2 protein-coding genes are annotated in these 4,517 nt (G+C 46.0%); both read right to left on the bottom strand.

Features of this window, described 5'->3' with window-relative positions; all coding sequences use genetic code 11:
• Window positions 1-104: 104 nt before the first annotated feature.
• On the bottom strand, window positions 105-3,887 hold the full coding sequence (locus EKG38_RS25530; RefSeq protein WP_126523514.1) for a reverse transcriptase domain-containing protein: 3,783 nt from the start codon (window positions 3,885-3,887) through the stop codon (window positions 105-107).
• On the bottom strand, window positions 3,884-4,517 hold a 634-nt coding region (locus EKG38_RS25525; RefSeq protein ID WP_185826951.1), incomplete at its 5' end, for a hypothetical protein. The genes EKG38_RS25530 and EKG38_RS25525, both read right to left, overlap by 4 nt.

Genomic DNA, 4,517 nt, shown 5'->3' with positions numbered 1-4,517 from the left:
CGAGATAAGATAAGATAAAGGGACTTAGACGTTTCTAAGTCAAAAGGCGTCAGATAATAGCGGGAAAAATAGGGGAAAAAGCATATCGTAACACTACCCCCCTCCTAAGGATCGACTTCCAGACGATCAAAGGGAGTGTCACGGGCTGATGGGACGGTTAAATTATCGAAAGGCTTGAACAGAGTGAGGAAATCTAGGTAAGCCATTCTTAGCTTACGAGGAGCAGAGGGGTTAGCCCGGTGGAAGGCAGCGACCGCGTCGGAAGCATTTCCTAAATTGCCAGCGGGTTCCCAAGTCCTATCTTCATCTGTATAGCCCTTCCAGTGGATTAAATATTCGAGTCGGTTACCCTTCTTTCGTGAGTCAACCACATAATCTACTTCATACTCTTCTTCTCTTCCTTCGGTTACTTCAATGGGTCCAGGGGCAACAACTGGTTGCCCTGGCAAGCGCTCTTTGTAAGGCTTGACCTGTGAGATGTTAACCGTAGGGTGAATACGCATAGATTTGGGGAGCTTAAGCGTCAACGCATTTGTTCCCACCAGTTTGGTGATCTCATAGGGACCGATCCATCGTTCGGTTAATTTACGTGATGCGCGGGGTAAGCGGAGATTACTTGTGCTGAGCCAAACCCTATCCCCAATGACATATTCAGGGGCCTTTGATCTGTGCTTATCAGCTTGGATCTTCATACGCTTCTGAGCATCAATTAAATTATCTCTAGTTTCCTTCAAAGTCTTGGCCATCTCTTCGGCAAAGTCATCAGCTGCTGGTGCTTTAGACACGTGTTGCTCGAAGCCCATTCTTGGAGCATATGACCGCGTAACTTCGAAAGGGGTCTTCTTAGTAGAAGCCTGTCTTTTAGTGTTATACGAGAATTGAGCGATGGCAAGCCAATCAGCCCATTCTCCTTCCTTCTCTGCACAGAATAACCGAAGATATTGTTCTAGATCTCGATTCATTCTTTCCGTCTGACCGTCTGTCTGCGGATGATGTGCTGTAGATAATTTAGGGGTAATACCTAATCGCTTGCACAGTGCGCGCATAACTTCGGCTGCAAACTGTGGTCCACGATCAGATATGATCGTTCTAGGTAGGCCATGTGCCTTCCAGACATGTTGTAAATATAGACGAGCCGTGTCAAGGGCTGTCGTCGTCTTTAGGCATGGGATGAATTCGACTTCTTTTGAGAACCTGTCCATTACTACAAGAATGGAGTCGAACCCATTGGAATCAGGCAGATCTGTCGTGAAATCTGCTGATATGTCTTCCCAAGGTGTGCTTGGCACTTCCAAGGGGTTTAATTTACCGGCAGGAGGCTGGTTACTCCCTTTCATACGTGCACATCTATCGCATCGGGATACATAATCTTTGACTTGATGTGACATCAGAGGCCAAAAATAGCTGCGTTGTAGCAGATTAAGCGTCTTCTCTACTCCTGGATGTCCGGCAACCGGAGTGTCGTGATGAAGTGTAATAATAGATTGCCGTAGACCGTCGTCGTCAGGCACATACATCCGTTGATGTGCGTCATAGAGAATTCCATCTTTCTCTTCACAGATGTGGAACTTCTCACATAGCTTCTGTTCTTCTGATTCCTTCAGCTTATACGTAGCTTCAAGAATCTGTTGTTTGATCTTATCGCCTTCATCGGAGATCAAGATGGTCGCCCTAATCTTCTCCAGCGTAATAATAGTTACTCCTTTGTTATCGTCCTCGATGCCGATCATATGATCTTCTCTTCTTGATAAGGCATCGGCCTTCCCCATTGAGGTTCCTGGCTTATGGACGAGCTTAAAGTTAAACCTAGATAGATATTGTGCCCATCGCGCTTGGCGACGGTTGAGATCTTGTGCTTTCATAAAATATTGGAGGTTCTTGTGATCATTCCAGATCTCGAACTCATATTTAGCACCTTCCAAATAATGTCTCCATCCTTCGAGAGCCTGAATCATGCTGAGCATTTCTTTGTCAGCGATCGGATAATTCCTCTCTTCAGGGGTCATAGACCGTGAGGCATAGGCAACTGGATGCCATGAGCCATTCTTCTCAATAGATAAGACTCCGCCTGTTGCAAAGTCTGAGGCGTCACATTCAAGACGGAAGCGACTGTCTTCATCTGGGAATGCAAGGATTGGAGCGGACGTAAACTTCTGTTTCAGCGCATCAAACGCTTCTTGTTGTGCCTCCTTCCATGCGAAGGGTGTATCCTTTTTTGTAAGATCATTTAGGGGCCTAGCCACTTGGGCATACCCTTGGATAAACCTTCGGTAGAAGTTGGCAAGTCCGAGGAAACTCCTAACTCCTCTAACATTCTTGGGTGCAGGCCATTCCAGAATAGCCTTAACCTTCGAGTCGTCCATCTTAATTCCATCTTGGCCTACTATCATACCGAGGAACTCTACTTCTGGTACCGTAAAGGTACACTTTTCTGGTTTGATAAATAGGTCGTTTTCTTCTAATCGACGCAGGACTTCCTTCACGATTCTTTCGTGCTCCTTGACGTCATTGGTCTTCGTGAATATTAATAGATCGTCAATATATACCACCACTACGTCATCCATATCGGCAAAGATTTCATTCATCATTGCTTGGAATGTGGCGGGCGAGTTGCATAGACCGAAATACATAACGAGGGGTTCATATGCACCGCGGAAGCATACGAAGGCGGCTTTCCACTCATCGCCTTCCTTGATGCGAACATTATTGTATCCCCATCGTAGATCCATTTTTGTGAATAATTTAGCTCCTTTAAGCTTATCCACTAATTGGGAAATCAGCGGGAGCGGATAGTTATTTTTGACGGTGTGCTCGTTTAGATAGCGATAATCTTGAACCATGCGTTTGGTACCTTCCTTCTTTGGTACAAAGAAAACAGGGGACGTCTGCGGGGACTTCGAAGGTTGTATGTAACCCTTCCTCAGTTGTTCATCTATGAAGCTAGAAACTTCTTTCTGCTCTTCTACTGAGAGGGGGATCATCCTTCCTTTTCTTGGAACGAATGATTCCTTCAAGTCGATCGCATGATCCCAGGGTTTTCTGACTGGCATGCGTTCAGATTCTCCCTTAGAGAACCGTCCATAATACTGATGGTATGCGCTAGGCACCATCTCTTCTATAGTCTTCTCAATCTTAGGAGGCGCCTCAATACTAGCACGTATTGCATAGGCATGGTAGGCGGCCTCTTCTTCTTCTTTTTCTAAAACACGTAGGAATACACTCTTTTCCTTTAATAGATGGCAGCTTCTGGGGCACCTCGTCATCTTGACTTCGCCTTTAGACCAATCTATTTCGGGATTGTGCTTCTTTAGCCACGTGTAACCGAGGATGATCTGATTACGTCCTAGATCCGTAACCTCGGCGGTAACACGTTCCCTGTGTCCTTCATAATCTATAATTACCTCGACGGAGTGTGTGACGTTTCCAGCCGAGTTCTTTGATCCATCAACGTTAAATACGGGGATCGGGTGACGTAGGGGCGTAAGTGGCAACTTCTGCTCCATAGCCCACTTCTTATCGACAAATATTACATTAGCACCACAATCAAGCAGCGCGTTGGTAGAGATGAAAGACTTCTTATCATGGGAGGGTGCGACTTTGATCTTCATTAAGATCTCCCTTTCCATGTTCAACGTGCGTAGGAAAAATTCGTCTGGGATTTGTTCATCTGGCGTATTTTTTTGGGTTTTGTTTGAAACTGAATTAAGTACCGGTTTGAAGCCCCGGCCGAGCCCCTTCACTGAAGAGGACCCAGTTTGGCATTGAAAAGAATTTGAAAAAGTATCCGTATCATCTGTGCTTTCCCTAGGTTCTTCAACCTCATGGACAGAAAATCGGTTACATAGATAATCGTCAAATGTTGCTGCATGAACACCCAGTTTGTTCATGCAGCACGGCCTTTTCCCTTATCATGGACATCTTTCATATCCCAGAAATAAGCACGCATTTCGTCATAGTTCATGTGGCGTATAGCCGCAAAAGGATCCTGACCCCGTGGGGCTTCCCTTCTCGGCTGTTCCTGTGGCTGCTCGGCAACACGTACGTTACGGCCGCCGGCACATTCCTTTTTGTGTTTACCCCCTAGCCATTTGCATGAGGGGCATTGTATACGAGGTTTGGGGCAGTTCTTGACCCCGTGGTCTCCACCACAATTATAGCAAGACATTTTCTTAGGAGACGATCCGCGCTGGGCGGCGTCTATTTGCATAGCATCTGGATCGCGTGATGCGACCTTTCTGAAAGAGGAGCCCATAACAAAGTCGAGGGCTTCTTGTGCGGCCCCGACACGTCTGATTTCTTTGAGGTATGTAAATAAAGAAGAGGACCGTTTGTCCTCCTTGAAGATTTGAGCTATGATGCTCCGTCTGGTGTTGGTTTCCAAAATAGAGATGGCATGTGATTCATCAATTGCTGCCTGTTGGTATAGAGCCTTGTATTTGACGATATAGTCATCAGTTGACATCTTGCCTTGTGTTAAACTTCTTAATTGACTGCGTGTCCAGTCAACTTGGTTGGTA

It is taken from the genome of Shewanella canadensis (assembly GCF_003966225.1).
Classification (GTDB): Bacteria; Pseudomonadota; Gammaproteobacteria; order Enterobacterales; family Shewanellaceae; genus Shewanella; species Shewanella canadensis.
This window is presented reverse-complemented; position numbering and strand designations above follow the sequence as displayed.